The 13,398-nt window shown below is 69.9% G+C and carries 11 protein-coding genes; 9 read left to right on the forward strand and 2 right to left on the reverse strand.

Annotated features, from left to right (window positions below; genetic code table 11):
• Positions 1-59: 59 nt before the first annotated feature.
• Positions 60-1,778 (reverse strand): hypothetical protein, encoded by a 1,719-nt coding sequence (locus HUA74_RS32340; RefSeq protein WP_174457616.1) that lies wholly within the window; start codon positions 1,776-1,778, stop codon positions 60-62.
• Between the two features lie 191 nt (positions 1,779-1,969).
• On the opposite strand from HUA74_RS32340, the gene HUA74_RS32345 reads away from it, so the two are divergent.
• From HUA74_RS32345 to HUA74_RS32355, 3 genes are all read left to right on the forward strand, one after another.
• Entirely contained in the window at positions 1,970-2,770 is an 801-nt protein-coding gene (locus HUA74_RS32345) for an endonuclease (RefSeq protein ID WP_174457617.1), read from the forward strand.
• Between the two features lie 148 nt (positions 2,771-2,918).
• On the forward strand, positions 2,919-4,886 hold the full coding sequence (gene htpG / locus HUA74_RS32350; protein WP_141648892.1) for a molecular chaperone HtpG: 1,968 nt from the start codon (positions 2,919-2,921) through the stop codon (positions 4,884-4,886).
• Positions 4,887-5,042: 156 nt separating this feature from the next.
• The gene (locus HUA74_RS32355; RefSeq protein WP_174457618.1) at positions 5,043-6,029 is read left to right on the forward strand and encodes a hypothetical protein; all 987 of its coding nucleotides are present in this window, start codon (positions 5,043-5,045) and stop codon (positions 6,027-6,029) included.
• A 254-nt stretch (positions 6,030-6,283) separates the two neighbouring features.
• Here the strand turns inward: HUA74_RS32355 and HUA74_RS32360 are convergent, their stop codons facing one another.
• The gene (locus HUA74_RS32360; RefSeq protein ID WP_174457619.1) at positions 6,284-7,537 is read right to left on the reverse strand and encodes an NAD(P)/FAD-dependent oxidoreductase; all 1,254 of its coding nucleotides are present in this window, start codon (positions 7,535-7,537) and stop codon (positions 6,284-6,286) included.
• A 190-nt stretch (positions 7,538-7,727) separates the two neighbouring features.
• Here HUA74_RS32360 and aroF point away from each other — a divergent pair, with 190 nt between their 5' ends.
• The 6 genes from aroF to trpA are packed head-to-tail and all read left to right on the forward strand — an operon-like array spanning position 7,728 to position 13,222.
• The gene (aroF, locus tag HUA74_RS32365) at positions 7,728-8,753 is read left to right on the forward strand and encodes a 3-deoxy-7-phosphoheptulonate synthase (protein WP_141648895.1); all 1,026 of its coding nucleotides are present in this window, start codon (positions 7,728-7,730) and stop codon (positions 8,751-8,753) included.
• Positions 8,754-8,756: 3 nt separating this feature from the next.
• On the forward strand, positions 8,757-9,773 hold the full coding sequence (gene trpD / locus HUA74_RS32370) for an anthranilate phosphoribosyltransferase (RefSeq protein ID WP_174457620.1): 1,017 nt from the start codon (positions 8,757-8,759) through the stop codon (positions 9,771-9,773).
• Between the two features lie 56 nt (positions 9,774-9,829).
• Positions 9,830-10,588: an indole-3-glycerol-phosphate synthase gene (locus HUA74_RS32375; RefSeq protein ID WP_174457621.1), complete on the forward strand. Its 759-nt coding sequence runs from the start codon at positions 9,830-9,832 to the stop codon at positions 10,586-10,588.
• On the forward strand, positions 10,585-11,223 hold the full coding sequence (locus HUA74_RS32380; protein ID WP_174457622.1) for a phosphoribosylanthranilate isomerase: 639 nt from the start codon (positions 10,585-10,587) through the stop codon (positions 11,221-11,223). Before HUA74_RS32375 ends, HUA74_RS32380 begins: the two co-directional genes overlap by 4 nt.
• 5 nt (positions 11,224-11,228) lie before the next feature.
• Positions 11,229-12,434, forward strand: a complete 1,206-nt coding sequence (trpB, locus tag HUA74_RS32385; RefSeq protein ID WP_141647855.1) for a tryptophan synthase subunit beta — start codon at positions 11,229-11,231, stop codon at positions 12,432-12,434.
• Positions 12,431-13,222: a tryptophan synthase subunit alpha gene (gene trpA, locus HUA74_RS32390; RefSeq protein ID WP_141647856.1), complete on the forward strand. Its 792-nt coding sequence runs from the start codon at positions 12,431-12,433 to the stop codon at positions 13,220-13,222. The genes trpB and trpA overlap by 4 nt, the downstream gene beginning before the upstream one ends.
• Positions 13,223-13,398: the final 176 nt, after the last annotated feature.

The raw sequence follows: 13,398 nt of genomic DNA on the forward strand, positions 1-13,398 counted from the left end.
CGGTCCGCCCGCCGCGCACGGGAAACGCACCGCGCGTGGGGGCGAACCAGCGACCGTGGCTACTTCCGCACGCCGGCGTCGGCCGCGGGTGCGGTGGCCTCGCGAACGAGTTCGTCCGCCGTGACGTAGTGGGGCGCGATGTCCACCGGGACGTCCTTCAGGCGCTCCAGCACCTTGCGCACCGGAGGCCGCACCACGCCCATCTTCGCCAGCAGGGCCTCGGCGGCCTTCCGGTCACCCCTGCCCTGGATTTCCATCAACTGCTTCGTCAGGGAGGCGACGGACTGCTGAATCTTCTCCGGCACCACGGAGAAGGTGCCATCCGCGTTGACCTTCACCGCCCCGGTGTCGAGGAAGTGATTGAGCTGGAGGGCCACGCCCTTGCCGTGCGCCTCGTCCGTGCCGAAGCGGATGGAGCGGAACGCGGAGGCCAGGAACGTCGTGTACATGGTGCGGCCCATCGACTTGTCGATGACCCCCGTGTCCATCAGCCGCTGGAGCGCCCACAGGCCGGAGATGTCCGCCTTGGCCTCCTCGAGCGCGCTGGAGGCCACCTGGAGCGCCTGCCGCACCGTCGTCGCCTTGCCGCCCACGGTGATGTTGTGCGGCCCCAGGCCGTGCATCAGCTCGTGCATCAGGATGTGCGTGAAGAAGGCATCGAAGGCCACGTCCTTCTGGTCCTTCGCGGACAGGGCCACCTTGGAGATGGGCACCAGCACGCGCTCGAACTTGGCCTCCTGCACGTTCTTCAGCATGACGCGCTTGGAGCCCATGGCCTCCGTGACGCGCTCGTCGTTGGGCAGGTTGTACGCCGCCGTCTGCACGCCGCGGTTGGCGTCACCCGAGGAGAAGAGGCTGTTGACGACGCGGATGGGGGCCAGCGCGCCAATCTTCGGGTTGCGCAGCTTCGGGTCGATGGGGAGGTTGCTCTCCAATTCCTGGAGGTGGTCGCTGAACTTGGACAGCTTGCCCGTCTCCGCTTCGTCGCGCAGGCCGACGAACGCCTCGAAAGCGGCCTTGTAGTTGAACCAGCCATCCTCGTAGACCTCGTAGGGTCCGACGGTGGGCTCGATGCTCGCGTCCAGCTTCATCCACGCGACTTCGCTGGCGTAGTAGTCGTTGGACAGGAACGCGTCCGCGCGCGAGGTGAGGAACGCCTTGAGCGTGGGCTGCTTCGTCAGCGCGGCGGCCTCGCGGAACAGGGAAGCGGCCAGCGCCAGCTCGCCCTGGTACTCCACGCTGTACGGCACGGTGATGAACTTGCCGTCGGTGCCCTTGCGGATGGTGGTGTAGAAGCCGGTGGCCTCCTTCTGCTGCGCCTCGGGCAGCGCCTTTATCCAGGCCTCCACTTCCGCCTTGGTGGAGCCGGCCGGGTAGAAGTTGCCGGCCTCCGGCTTCGGGGGCACGCCGGGAAGGAAGGGCCGCCCCTCGTCGAGGCTGTTCCACGGGCCCTTGTCCAACAGGAACGCGTGCAGGCGCGCGCGGCCCAGGGGCGACTCGTCCCTCAAGAGATTCAGCAGCACCGTCTCGCTGCCTGCCCAGCGCTGGCGCAGGAACAACGCGTCCATGAGCTGCGAGGCCTGGACGATGCGGGCCAGCGCGCGGCGCTCGTTGTCGGGCAGGGCCTTCAGGTCCACCCGCAACTCCACCGGAACAAAGCGCGCGGTGAGCCGCTGCAGCTCCGCGGCGTCGGGGAACGAGGTGGGGGCTTTCTCCTCGGCGACAGCGGAGCCGGACAGCAGCACCGCCCCGAGCAGGGACAGGAGGGTTCGGTTCATGGCTCTTCCCTACTCCAACCCCGCCCGCCCTCCCAACAATGCGTCGCCCCCGTGTACGTCAGAACATTTCAACCAGACGGTCCCATGACGCGTGACGCGACGCGCGTCGGGGCCTGCTGCCAACATGGGAGAGCCCTGGATTCCCCAGGTTCCTGGAGCCGGCCGAGGGGCTGGCTCATGAAGAGGTTTTCATGACGACGAACCGACTCTCTCTTCTCTCCCGGTGGCGCGCGGCGCTGTGCGTGCTGGCCGGGCTCACCGTGGGCCTCTCGTCGGCCTCCGCGCGCGCGGCGGACGAGGTGAAGCTGCTCAAGGCGGTGAGCACCGTGGGCACCCGCTACGGGCAGACGTGGCAGGACGTCACGTACTTCGTGGTGGTGAAGAACCTGGCCTACGAGAAGCAGGTGGCCATCCACGACAAGCAGCCCGACGGCACCTGGACGGACCTGGCCGCTTCCTACGCGGGCGATGCGGGCGCGGGGCTGGAGCTGTGGAAGGTGACGCGGCAGTACCAGAGCTGGGGGACGACGCCCCAGCCGACGCGGGATTTGGAGTTCGTGGCGAAGTTCACCGTGAATGGCCAGACGTACTGGGACAACAACGGCGGGGCCAACTACCACCTGGGCCGCGCGGACGGGCCGCTGTTGCCGCGCGCCAACGTGCTGGTGGGCACCAGCTACTGGCAGCCCACCGGCGACGTGGACATCGGCATCGACGTGAAGAACCTCGCCTACTCGAAGAACGTCACCGTGGTGTACTCCACGGACGGGTGGGCCACCTCGCACCAGGTCGCCGCCACCTTCACCACCGGGTACTCCGTGGGCTACTCCTACGTCTCCAGCCCCAACGCACAGGGCGTGGAGCGTTGGCAGGCCCGGATTCCCGCCGGGACGGGCACCCCGGCCTACTACGTCCGCTACGAGGTGAACGGACAGACGTACTGGGACAGCAACTTCGGCTACAACTACCCGCCCATCTACCCTCCCCTGTAACCCACCCGAGGGGGGACCCGGGTGCCAGGCCTTCACGGGCCCGGCCCGACGGCAGGCTCCCGGGCACCCTCCCCTCGACAGGCTGTTTTCCATGGTTATGGGGAGACGACGCTTGCCGCCCACCCGGGCGCCCGGAGGCCCTGTACCCATGACCGTCGAAGCTGCCCCCCAGCGGGAAACCCACGCCTTCCAGGCGGAGATCAACCAGCTCCTCAGCCTGGTCATCAACTCGCTCTACAGCCACAAGGAGATCTTCCTGCGTGAGCTGGTGTCGAACGCCTCGGACGCGCTCGACAAGCTGCGCTTCCGCGCGATTACGGAGCCGGAGCTCCTGTCGGACGCGCCGGAGCTGGAGCTGCGCATCACCCCCGACGCGGAGAAGAACACGCTCACCATCGAGGACACCGGCATCGGCATGTCCCATGACGAGCTGGTGAAGAACCTGGGCACCATCGCCCACTCCGGCTCGCGCGAGTTCCTCCAGATGGCGACCCAGCGCGGGCAGAAGGACGTGCAGCTCATCGGCCAGTTCGGCGTGGGCTTCTACAGCGCGTACCTCGTCGCGGACCGGGTTGAAGTCGTCAGCCGTGCCGCGGGCAAGGACTCTCAGGCGTGGAAGTGGTCCTCGGAGGCCCACGGCTCATTCACCGTGGAGCCCGCCGAGCGCGCCGCCCGGGGCACCGCCGTCATCCTCCACCTGAAGGAGGACCAGAAGGAGTTCCTGGACGAGTGGCGGGTGCGCTCGCTGATTACGCAGTACTCCGACTACGTGGGCCACCCCATCAAGCTCCAGGTGAAGAAGACCACCGGGACGGGGGACGACGCGAAGACGGAAGTCGCGCTGGAGGTGGTGAACAAGGCGAGCGCGCTGTGGCAGCGCTCGAAGAGCGAAATCACCGACGAGCAGTACCAGGAGTTCTACAAGCACCTGACCCACGACTGGGACGTGCCGCTGGCGTGGACGCACTTCAGGGCGGACGGCAACCAGCAGTTCACCGGCCTGCTCTTCGTGCCGAAGAACCCGCCGTTCGACTTGAACGCGCAGCAGCAGCGCGGGGTGCGGCTGTTCGTCAAGCGCGTGTTCATCATGGACCGCTGCGAGGAGCTGGTGCCGCAGTGGCTGCGCTTCGTGCGCGGCGTCATCGACTCGGATGACCTGCCGTTGAACGTGTCGCGCGAGCTGCTCCAGGACTCGCAGGTGGTGCGCGCCATCCGCAAGCACGTGGTGAAGAAGTCGCTGGACCTCCTGGAGAAGCTGGCCAAGGACAAGCCCGAGGACTACACGGCGTTCTGGAAGTCCTTCGGCACGGTGCTCAAGGAGGGTCTGGCCACCGAGGCCGAGCACAAGGACAAGCTGGGCGGCCTCCTGCGCTACGAGAGTTCGCGCGAGGAGGGGCTGACGTCGCTTTCGGACTACGTGTCGCGCATGAAGGAGGGCCAGGAGGCGCTCTATTACATGTACGGCGAGTCCCGGAAGGCGGTGGAGGACAGCCCGCACCTGGAGGCGCTGAAGCAGCGCGGCTACGAGGTCCTCTTCATGACGGACCCGGTGGACGAGTGGGCCGCGCAGGGGCTGCGCGAGTTCCAGGGCAAGCCGCTGGTGTCCGCGCTCCAGGCGGACCTGAAGCTGCAGTCCACCGACGAGCAGAAGAAGGAGCACGAGCAGAATTCGGAGGGGCTGAAGGGACTCACCGCGAAGATGAAGGACGTGCTGCAGGACTCGGTGCGCGAGGTGCGCGTGTCGGACCGGCTCACGGACTCGCCGGTGTGCCTCGTGGTGCCGGAGGGCGGCTCGCCGGCGTACCTGGAGCGGCTGCTCCAGCAGCGGGGCAAGGGGATGCCGCGCGTGAAGCGCATCCTGGAGGTCAATCCCAAGCACCCGGTCATCGAGCACCTGAAGGCCGTGCACGAGAAGGACCCCGCGCAGGCGCAGGTGTCCGAGTGGATTGAACTCTTGCATGACCAGGCGCTGCTCACCGAGGGCAGCACCATCTCCGACCCGAACCGCTTCGCGCGTCGGCTGACGTCGCTGCTGACGCAGGTGGCGGGGCAGGCCGCGAAGGCGCCGGTGCCCGAGGTTCCGGCCCCGGCGGTGCCCACGCAGGCCGCGAGCTGACGGCGGCGGCCATGGACCTCCGCCCTGCTTATCCGGGGCTGGAGGTCCGTGGCGGGACTGTTCCGCCGACGTCTGGTGGACAGCGCTGGTGGCCTTTCGCGCAAATCGGGAGCGCGGCATTAGACAGCCTTGTGAGTGATAGGGAATGATGGCCGGATGTCCCAGACCTCCTTCGCCGTCTTCACTTGCGACATCCTTCCGACGGCGGCCCCCTCGGCGCGCGCCGCCATCCAGGGAGTGGTCCGAGCCGAGCTCAGCAAGCCCCGCCGGCGCGTGCGTCAGCCGCTCGGCAACCAGTGGCTGGTGCGCTTCGATGACGGGGGCTTCAACGCCTTCGTCCTGGTGATGAGCACGCTGCGCGCGCGCCACCCGGATGCCTTCCGCTATCTGGTGGTGGGCTGGAATGACATGGGCTCGGTGGCGCTCTATCCGCTGGGTGGCGCGGCGCCCACGACGCTCAGCCTCGTAACGGCGATGGCGGCCGTGGCCTCTGGCGCGGATGAACTGGCGGCGCCGTTGCTCCTGGCCTCGGGTCCGCTGACCGCGGAGTCGTTCCCCTTGCAGTGGACGGAGGAGGCCGGCGCCGCGGAGGACCTGCTGGGTGCGCCGCCGCCCCGGGCGAAGCGAGCTGCCGCGACGGGCCCCCGGCGCACGGTGACCCGAGCCAGGACAGCGCCCGTGGCTCCGGCGGCGAGCGTCGCCGTGCCGGTCACCGCCAGCGTGGCGGTGGTGCGGGAAGTGGCGCCCGTCGCGAAGGCCCCCGTGGCGCCCACCGTGAGCGCGGCTCCGGCGAGTGTGGACGAGGAGACGAAGGGCCGTGCGCGCAAGAACGCCCGTCGCAAGGTGGGAAGCGGCAAGGCGCGTGGGAAGCAGGCCGCGAAGCGCGCGGGTGCGAAGGCGGGTGGCAAGAGCGCCGCGAAGGCACCTCGTGCGGAGCGCGCGGCCGAGGCCGCGAAGCGGCGGCGTCCTACCGCGACCAGCAAGCGGTCCGGGGGAGCCCTCAGCCGCAAGCGGCGCGGTGCGACGGTGAGCGCCAAGCGCTCCACGTCCGTCAAGGCGACGCGAGGTGCCGCGGCGAAGGCCAAGGCGCCCAAGGCCCCTCGCGGGGCGGCGAAGCGAAAGGGCAAGAACCGCACTCGCTGAGGCGAAGCCTGAACGCCGCGCTCGTCGATTCGAGATGGAGCGCGGCGCTCGCTGAGCCGAAGCCTGAACGCCGCGCTCGTCGATTCGAGATGGAGCGCGGCGCTCGCTAGGCCGAAGCCTGAACGCCGCGCTCGTCGATTCGAGATGGAGCGCGGCGCTCGCTGGGCCGCGGCCTGAGCCCATGCGCGCGGAGATGTGGCTGAACACGGTGCTCGCCTCGCAAGCGCGGTGCCCACCGTGCGCGCTGCCCCCCGCTACGAGTACAGCCCCAGGTCCGTGAGCACAGCCTCGGCCGCGCGGCGCCCCGAGCCCAGCGCACCATGGATGGACGCGCTGTCCCGATGGTCACCGCACACGTAGAGCCCGGGTGACAGTCGGACCGGACGGTGTGGAGGCTCCAGCGCCTCCACCGTCTGCGCGGGCAGCGCGAACGGCAGCGAGTACGTCCGCAAATGCCGCCACTCCGCCACGCCCGCGCCAAACCACTCCTTCAATTCCTCACACACCCGCGCGCGCAGCGCCTCCCCATCCGAGGACACGCCCAGCACCGACACGGACACGAGGGACTGTCCGCGCGGCGCATACGCCGGAGAGACCTCGCTCATCATCGCCACGTTGTTCACCACGCCCCGCCCCTCGCCGTTGAGCACCAACCAGGGCCCCTCCACCGGTGGCGCGGGCGCGGCGAAGTAGAGACACGTCACCGCGTTCATCATCGGCACCGGCATACCGGGCAGCAGCCGCGCCGCGGCCGGCGGGTCCGCGGCCACCACCACCGCCTGCGCACCCACCATCTCCCCGTCCGCCAACCGCGCACGGTGGCCCCACACCTCCGCCACGGGTGCGTGTCCGCGCAGGCACCCGGGGGGCAGCTTCGCGGCGAGCTGCTCGGGAATCGCGCCCATCCCCTGCTCCGGCACGCCCGCGTCCCCCGAGGAGAACATGCGGAAGACGAACTCGAGGAACCTGCTGGACGTCATCAGCGAACGGTCCAGGAAGACGCCCGCCAGGAAGGGCCGCAAGAAGCCCTCCACCATCTCCTCCGTGAAGCCCAGCTCCTCCAGGTAGCGCCGCGACGTGCGCTGGGGACGCAGCCACACGTCCACCTCCTCGCCCGAGCGCGCCAGTTGCCGCAGCTCCAACACCCGCAGCTTGTCCCAGAACGTGCCGACCGAACCGAACAGATGGGCGAGCGCCGTCACGGGCTGACGCAGCGGGTCCACCACCGTATGCAGCCGCCCGCCCCTCCACACTTTTGCTCCGGGCATGAAGCAATGGAGCTTCAGCGCCTCGACATCCAGTATCCGCTGAGCTTCCGGATAGGCCGTGAGGTACACCTGGAATCCCCGGTCGAGCAGGAAACCCTCGTGCACGTCGGTGCGCACGCGGCCACCCGGTTCCGCCCCGGCCTCCAGGAGCATCACTTTCAAGCGGGATTGGACGAGCGCTCGCGCGCACGCCAGCCCCGAGAGTCCCGCGCCCACGACGATGACGTCCGGGTTCGACACGTGCTCTCCCACATCCGCGCTGGCCCCCCTCCATGCTGGGTCGCCTGGAGCGCGAGCCGCAAGTGGCACTGTCGTCCGGGTTGCTCGCGAGCGAACACTGTGCGGAACTGGCAGGCGAGGTTTCGAAACCTCGAGGCCTCACAACGCCGGCTTCCCGGCGTCAATTAGCGGAGAGAAAGCGGGTATCCCCATGTTGATCGTGATGCGACCAGACGCGACGGCCCAGGACATCGAGCGTGTGAACGACGAGATCCGCCGTCGTGGCTGGCAACCGCACGCGATTCCAGGGGGCACTCGCACGGCCATCGGCATCACCGGCAACCCCGGTGCGGTGGAACCCGAACCCTTCCGAGTGCTGCCCGGCGTCGCGGACGCGGTCTCCATCTCCCAGCCCTTCAAGCTCGTCAGCCGCGAGGTGAAGCCGGAGGACACGCAGCTGCGCGTGGGTGACCTCACCATCGGCGGCGCGTCGTTCCACGTCATCGCCGGCCCGTGCTCGGTGGAGTCGCGTGAGCAGATTCTCTCCACCGCGCACGCGGTGAAGAAGGCGGGCGCCACCATGCTGCGCGGTGGAGCGTTCAAGCCGCGCACCAGCCCCTATGAGTTCCAGGGCCTCAAGGGTGACGGCCTGGCGCTGCTCATGGAGGCGCGCAAGGAGACGGGCCTGCTCGTCACCACCGAGGTGAAGGACACCGCGACGCTGGACGCGGTCGACGAAGCCACGGACATCCTGCAGATTGGCGCGCGCAACATGCAGAACTTCAGCTTGCTGGAGGCGGTGGGCGAGCGCCGCAAGCCGGTGCTGCTCAAGCGCGGCATGTCCGCCACCATCAAGGAGCTGTTGATGGCGGCCGAGTACATCGTCGCCCGTGGCAACACCCAGGTCATCCTCTGCGAGCGCGGCATCCGCACGTTCGAGACGATGACGCGCAACACGTTGGACTTGAACGCCGTGCCCATGCTCAAGCAGCTCTCGCACCTGCCCGTCTTCGTGGACCCCTCGCACGGCATCGGCGTGCGCAAGGCGGTGCCAGCGATGATGCGGGCGGCGGTGGCGGTGGGGGCGGACGGCATCATCGTCGAAGTGCACCCGGACCCGCCGCGCGCGAAGTCGGATGGAGCCCAGTCGTTGGACTTCCCCGAGTTCGAGAAATCCATGCACGAAGTGCGAGCGATTGCGCGGGCGATGGGCCGCGAAGTCGTGTCGCTGGGATAGGCGATGACACTCAAGGAAGCGCTGGGCAAGGTGGTGGGCCGGCGCGACCTCACCCGCGAGGAGATGGCCCGGGTCATGGGCCTGATGCTCGCGGGAGAGGCATCGCCTGCTCAAGTGGGGGCGCTGGCGACGGCGCTCAAGATGAAGGGGGAGACGGAGGACGAAATCCTCGGCGCGGCGGAGGCGATGCGGGCCTGCGCGGCGAAGCTGTCTCCCCGGGCGGAAGTGGTGCTCGACACCTGCGGTACCGGGGGTGATGGGGCGCACACCTTCAACATCTCCACCGCGGTGGCCTTCGTGGCCGCCGGGGCGGGGGTGACGGTGGCCAAGCATGGCAACCGCGCCGTCTCCAGTCGGTGTGGCAGCGCGGACGTGCTGGCCGCGCTGGGGGTCTCCATGGAGCGCCCTCATGAGCGCGTGGCGCTCGACATCGACGAGCACGGGGTGGGCTTCCTCTTCGCGCCCTCGCATCACAGCGCGCTGAGGCACGTGGCCCAGGCGCGGCGGGACATGGGCTTTCACAGCATGTTCAACCTGCTGGGCCCGCTGACCAATCCGGCCGGCGCGCGCTATCAGTTGCTGGGCACCTTCGACGGCAAGCGCGTGGAGCAGACCGCGCGCGTGCTGGGACGACTGGGCAGCCGGCGCGCGTGGGTGGTGCACGGCCACGACGGGCTGGACGAAATCTCGCCCTGCTCCCCCACCGAGGTGGCGGAGCTGCGAGAGGACGGCACGGTGCGAGTGTTCACCGTGAGGCCCGAGGACGCGGGGCTGGACCTGGTGCCTCGCGAGGCCATCGCCGGCGGCGACGCGGACGAGAACGCGCAGCGGCTGCGCGCGCTTTTGGCCGGCGAGCGCTCCGGGCTGCGCACGGCGGTGCTGCTCAACGCCGCGGCGGCGCTGGTGGTGGTGGGCATGGTGTCGGACCTGCGCGAGGGCGTGCGGAAGGCGGAGCACGCCATCGACTCAGGGGCGGCGGCGCGCAAGCTGGCTTCGCTCATCCACGGGGCCGTGTCGTGAGCGGGGCACATTCAGGAAGTGCGTCTCCGGCCGCGCCGGGGACGCTGGACCTCATCATGGCGCGCAAGCGACGGGAGCTGGCCCAGCGGCCTCCCCTGTCGCCGCGCGCGCGTCCCGAGCCACGTGACTTCGCGGACGCGCTTCTGAGACGAGCACCGGGACGCCTGCTGAGCGTCATCGCGGAGGTGAAGCGCAAGAGTCCCTCGGGCGGCGCGTTTCCGCACGCGGACGTGGTGGCGGTGGCCCAGGCCTACGAGGCCGCGGGGGCCAGTGCCATCAGCGTGCTGACGGACGGGCCGGACTTCGGTGGCGCGCTGGAGGACCTCGTCGCCGTGCGAGCGGCGGTGTCGGTGCCGGTGCTGCGCAAGGACTTCCTCGTCGCGGCGCGCGAGGTGGAGGAGAGCGCGCTGTGGGGCGCGGACGCGGTGCTGCTCATCGCGGATGCGCTGGAGGATGGCGAGCTGCGGGAGATGCTCGCCACGGCGCGCGCGGTGAAGGTGGCCGCGCTGGTGGAGGCTCATACGGAGGCGCACGCCGAGCGAGCCCTGGCGGCGGGCGCGGAGCTGGTGGGCATCAACAACCGGGACCTGGCCACGTTGAAGACGGACGTGGGCACGGCGTTGCGGGTGATGCCTCGGCTTCGGACTCGCGCTCGGGGCCTGGTGGCCGAAAGCGGGCTCAAGTCCGTGGCGGAGCTGGTGTCGGCGCGTGAGGCCGGAGCTGACGCGGTGCTGGTGGGTGAATCGCTCTTGCGCGACGCGGACCCTGGACGGGCGCTGCGGCGGCTGCTCGGCGAGGAAGGCCTGTCACCGTGAGCGTTCGGGTGAAGGTCTGTGGTGTCACCCGGCTGGAGGATGCTCGAGGCGCGTGGGAGGCGGGCGCGGATGCGCTCGGGCTCAACTTCTACGCGCGCTCTCCCCGGTGCGTGGACGTGGCCACGGCGGCGGCGCTGGCGCGGACCCGGCCGCCGCTGGGCGCGGTGGTGGGCGTGTTCGTCAACGCCTCGCCGGACGACATCCGAGCGAAGGTGCGGGAGTGCGGCCTCACGGCGGTGCAGCTCCATGGGGACGAGCCTCCGGAGGCCTGCTCGGGGTACGGGGTGCCGGTCATCAAGGCGCTTCGCGTGCAGGGGCCGGATGATGTGGCGCGGGCTCGGACGTATCTGCGAGTGGGAGACGTGGCCGGGCTGCTGTTGGACGGGGCGGCGCCGGGGTATGGCGGGGGCGGCGTGGGCTTCGACTGGTCGCTGGTGGCGGGGCTGTCGGGGCATGGCGTGCCGGTGTTGGTGGCGGGTGGATTGAAGCCCTCCAACGTGGCGGAGGCGGTGCGCGCGACGCGGCCGTACGGAGTGGACGTGGCCAGCGGGGTGGAGTCGGCCCCGGGCATCAAGGACATGGACGCGGTGCGCGCCTTCGTGCGGGCCGCGAAGTCCATCAACCTCTGGGAGTGACAGGGATGAACACGGAGACTGCCGCCGGTCGCTTCGGGCGCTTCGGCGGGCGCTACGTGCCGGAGACGCTCGTCCCGGCGCTGATGGAACTGGAAGAGGCGTACGCGGCGGCTCGCGCGGACCCGACGTTCGACGCGGAAGTGGCGCGGGTGCTGCGCGAGTTCGTGGGCAGGCCCACGACGCTGACGCCCGCGCGCCGGCTGACCGAGGCATGGGGGGGCGCGCACGTCTGGCTCAAGCGCGAGGACCTGGCGCACACGGGCGCGCATAAAATCAACAACACCGTGGGGCAGGTGTTGCTCGCGTTGCGCATGGGCAAGAAGCGCATCATCGCGGAGACGGGCGCGGGCCAGCACGGCGTCGCGACGGCCACCGCGTGCGCGCTCTTCGGCCTGCCGTGCGAGGTGTACATGGGCGCGCTGGATGTGGAGCGGCAGGCGCTCAACGTCTTCCGGATGCGCGCGCTGGGCGCGGTGGTGCGCCCCGTGGAGTCGGGCTCGCGGACGCTGAAGGACGCGATGAACGAGGCCATGCGCACCTGGGTGTCGCAGGTATCGGACACGCACTACGTCATCGGCAGCGCGGCGGGGCCGCATCCGTATCCGACGGTGGTGCGCGACTTCCAGGCCATCATCGGCAAGGAGCTGCGCACGCAGGCGCAGGCCGCCTTCGGGAAGCTGCCGGATGCGATTGTGGCGTGCGTGGGTGGCGGTTCGAATGCGATTGGCGTGCTGCATCCGTTCATCGGCGACGCGAGCGTCCGACTCATCGGCGTGGAGGCGGGAGGCCATGGGCTGGACTCGGGTCAGCATGGTGCGTCGCTGACGCTGGGCTCGGAGGGCGTGTTGCACGGCTCGCGCTCGCTGGTGTTGCAGGACGGGGACGGACAGATTCAGGAGGCGCACAGCATCTCGGCGGGCCTGGACTATCCGGGCGTGGGGCCGGAGCTGGCGCATCTGGCGAAGACGGGGCGCATGGAAGTGCGCACGGCCACGGACGACGAGGCGCTGGCGGCGTTCTACGAGGTGGCCCGGATGGAGGGCATCCTCCCCGCGCTGGAGACGTCGCATGCGTTCGCGCGAGGCAGGGAGCTGGCGCGGGAGCTGGGCGTGGGTAGGTACCTGGTCATCAACTGCTCGGGCCGAGGGGACAAGGACGTCGCGACGATTTCCGCGCGAGGCGTCCCGCCCGCGGTGGGGGTGAAGGCGTGAGCGGAGATATCGCGAAGGCCTTCGCACGGGCGAAGGCGCGGGGCGAAGGCGCGCTGGTGGCGTATGCCATGGCGGGGGACCCGGACCTTGCTCGCTCGGTGGACGTGTTCACCGCGCTGGTGGAGGGTGGCGCGGACATCGTCGAGGTGGGCGTGGCGTTCAGCGACCCCATCGCCGACGGGCCCGTCATCCAGGGAGCCTCTGAGCGCGCGCTGAAGGCGGGCTCCACGCTGAAGCGCGTGCTGGAGGAAGTGGTGCCGGAGGTTCGTCGGCGCTGCCCGGAGACGCCACTGGTCATCATGACGTACGTCAACGTCATCATGGCGATGGGTGAGGAGCGCTTCGCGAAGCTGGCGCGTGAGCGCGGCGTGTCGGGAGCCATCCTTCCGGACCTGCCGCCCGAGGAGAGCGGGAGCCTGCGCGCCACGTTCGACGCGGCGGGCGTGGACCTGATTCCGCTGTGCGCGCCGACGACGCCGCGAGCGCGAGCGGAGGCCATCGCGAAGGACGCGCGCGGCTTCGTGTACTGCGTGTCGGTGGCGGGCGTGACGGGCATGCGCGCCGAGCTGCCGCCGGACCTGTCGCAGCGGTTGGACCTGGTGCGCAACGCCTCGCCGGTGCCGGTCGTCGCGGGCTTCGGCATCTCCAGCGCGGACCAGGCGCGGACATTGTCGGCGCATGCGGACGGCGTGGTGGTGGGCAGCGCCATCGTCCGGGCCGCGCACGCCGACGGGCCTCAGGCCGCCAAGGCGCTCTGCGCTGAAATCAAGCGCGGCCTGAAGCGCTGAGCGAAGAGGCTTCGGTACGAGGGAGAACGGCGCGAGGAACCCGTCCTCGCAGCGCCTCTCTCGTACCGCACGCGAAGCTATCGGAACGCGTCACCCTGGACCATCTGCATGGCGGAGGGCGCGCACCTGCCATGTAGGAATCGTGATGGGACCGTGAGGAACCCCAAGCCCTCGCC

It is taken from the genome of Myxococcus sp. CA051A, assembly GCF_013336705.1.
Lineage (GTDB): Bacteria > Myxococcota > Myxococcia > Myxococcales > Myxococcaceae > Myxococcus > Myxococcus llanfairpwllgwyngyllgogerychwyrndrobwllllantysiliogogogochensis.

What these genes read in the sequence shown, in the direction of transcription:
- HUA74_RS32340 (WP_174457616.1), bottom strand. Translation starts at nt 1,778, where the DNA reads ATGAACCGAACCCTCCTGTCCCTGCTCGGGGCGGTGCTGCTGTCCGGC.
- HUA74_RS32355 (WP_174457618.1), top strand. Translation starts at nt 5,043, where the DNA reads ATGTCCCAGACCTCCTTCGCCGTCTTCACTTGCGACATCCTTCCGACG.
- HUA74_RS32345 (WP_174457617.1), top strand. Translation starts at nt 1,970, where the DNA reads ATGACGACGAACCGACTCTCTCTTCTCTCCCGGTGGCGCGCGGCGCTG.
- aroF (WP_141648895.1), top strand. Translation starts at nt 7,728, where the DNA reads ATGTTGATCGTGATGCGACCAGACGCGACGGCCCAGGACATCGAGCGT.
- trpD (WP_174457620.1), top strand. Translation starts at nt 8,757, where the DNA reads ATGACACTCAAGGAAGCGCTGGGCAAGGTGGTGGGCCGGCGCGACCTC.
- HUA74_RS32375 (WP_174457621.1), top strand. Translation starts at nt 9,830, where the DNA reads ATGGCGCGCAAGCGACGGGAGCTGGCCCAGCGGCCTCCCCTGTCGCCG.
- trpB (WP_141647855.1), top strand. Translation starts at nt 11,229, where the DNA reads ATGAACACGGAGACTGCCGCCGGTCGCTTCGGGCGCTTCGGCGGGCGC.
- htpG (WP_141648892.1), top strand. Translation starts at nt 2,919, where the DNA reads ATGACCGTCGAAGCTGCCCCCCAGCGGGAAACCCACGCCTTCCAGGCG.